The 2066-nt window shown below is 68.6% G+C and carries 2 protein-coding genes; both read right to left on the bottom strand.

Annotation, left to right across the window (positions count from 1 at the left end; translation table 11 throughout):
* Window positions 1-1744 (bottom strand): acetolactate synthase large subunit (locus ACK5KK_RS12920; protein ID WP_416890492.1); only part of this gene is annotated, 1744 nt, incomplete at its 3' end.
* Between the two features lie 46 nt (window positions 1745-1790).
* Window positions 1791-2066, bottom strand: a 276-nt coding sequence (locus ACK5KK_RS12915) for a dihydroxy-acid dehydratase (RefSeq protein WP_416890491.1), incomplete at its 5' end; no start/stop codon positions are given.

Genomic DNA, 2066 nt, shown 5'->3' with positions numbered 1-2066 from the left:
TGCTCACACCCTGAGGCACCATCGGCCACACCATGGCGTCGGCGCTCACGACGAAGTCGATCACGACGGGACGGTCGTTGGTCTCGAGCGCTGTGCGGATCGCGGCATCCACCTCGTCCTCCCGCTCCACGCGGATCGCGACGCAGCCGTAGGCGTCGGCGAGCTTGACGAAGTCGGGCACCCGCACGGTGTCGTGCCCCGTGTTCAGGTCGGTGTTCGAGTAGCGGCCGTCGTAGAACAGCGTCTGCCACTGGCGCACCATGCCCAGTGACGAGTTGTTGATGATCGCCACCTTGATCGGGATGTTGTTGATGACGCAGGTGGCCAGTTCCTGATTGGTCATCTGGAAGCAGCCGTCGCCGTCGATCGCCCACACGACACGGTCGGGTTCGGCGACCTTCGCGCCCATCGCCGCCGGCACGGCGTACCCCATCGTGCCGGCGCCGCCCGAGTTCAGCCACGCGTTCGGGCGCTCGTAACGGATGAACTGGGCCGCCCACATCTGGTGCTGGCCGACCCCGGCCGCGTACACGCCCTCGGGACCGGTGAGCTCACCGATCCGGGTGATGACGTGCTGCGGCGAGAGCAGGCCGTCGCTGGTCGGCGCATACCCGAGGGGGAACTCGTCGCGGAGCCCGTCCAGGAACGCCCACCAGTCGGAGATGTCGGGCTTCGTGCCGTTCACCGCCGAGAAGAACGCGGCATCCAGGTCGACGAGCACCTCTTTCAGGTCGCCCACGATCGGTACGTCGGCGGCGCGGATCTTGGAGATCTCCGCGGGGTCGATGTCGACGTGGATGACCTTCGCGTGGGGAGCGAACAGCGATGCCTTGCCCGTCACGCGGTCATCGAACCGTGCGCCCAGCGCAACGATGAGGTCGGCTTCCTGCAACGCGATCACCGCTGGCACCGTGCCGTGCATCCCGGGCATGCCGAGGTGCTGCGCGTGCGAATCGGGGAACGCTCCCCGCGCCATCAGCGTCGTCACGACGGGCGCACCGGTGGCCTCGGCCAGACCGAGAAGCTGCGGCGCCGCGCCGGCGCGGACGATACCGCCACCGACGTAGAGCACCGGTTTCGATGCGGCGGCCATCAGCTGGGCCGCGCTCTGGATCTGCTTGCCGTGCGCCTTGGTCACCGGGCGATACCCGGGCAGGTCCAGCTTCGGGGGCCACACGAACGGCGCCTCTTCCTGCTGGGCGTCCTTCGTGATGTCCACCAGCACCGGGCCCGGGCGGCCGGTCTTCGCGATCTCGAACGCGCCGGCGATGGCGGCGGGGATCTCGGCGGCATCGCGCACGAGGAAGGAGTGCTTCGTGATCGGCATGGTGATGCCGACGATGTCGGCTTCCTGGAACGCGTCCGTTCCCATGAGTGTCGAGAACACCTGTCCCGTGATGCACACGATCGGCACCGAGTCCATGTAGGCGTCGGCGATCGCGGTGACGAGGTTGGTCGCCCCCGGGCCGCTGGTCGCGATGGCGACGCCGACCTTCCCGGATGCGGCGGCGTAGCCCTCGGCGGCGTGCCCGGCGCCCTGCTCGTGCCGCACCAGCACGTGACGGATGTCCGAGGTGTCCATGAGCGGGTCGTAGACGGGCAGAATCGCGCCGCCGGGCAGACCGAAGACGTCGGTCACCCCCAGCATTTCGAGGGAACGGACGACGGCCTGTGCCCCCGTCAGCTGGGGGTGGGCAGAACTGGCCGGCGGTCGCGGCACGGCCGGGGCGGTGTCGGAAGACATGAGGGACCTCGAGTGAGTGATGATTCGGAAGCAGTGCGAGTGGGCCCTACCCCGTCGTCGCGCCTTCCGCGGCGGAACGCACGAGCTTGGAGTACTTGGCGAGGACGCCACGGGTATAGCGCGGGGGCAGCGGTTCCCAGCCGTCGCGGCGGGACCGGAGCTCGGACTCGTCGACGAGTAGGTCGAGCGTGCGAGCGGCGATATCGACCCGTATCAGATCACCATCGCGCACGAAGGCGATGGGACCTGCGTCCACCGCTTCGGGTGCTATGTGGCCGATGCACAGGCCGGTTGTGCCGCCGGAGAATCGACCGTCCGTCAA

The organism is Microbacterium sp., from assembly GCF_047972865.1.
In the GTDB taxonomy this organism is placed as follows: Bacteria; Actinomycetota; Actinomycetes; order Actinomycetales; family Microbacteriaceae; genus Microbacterium.
Note: the sequence above shows the minus strand (reverse complement) of the source record. Positions and strands in the feature narration are given on the sequence as shown.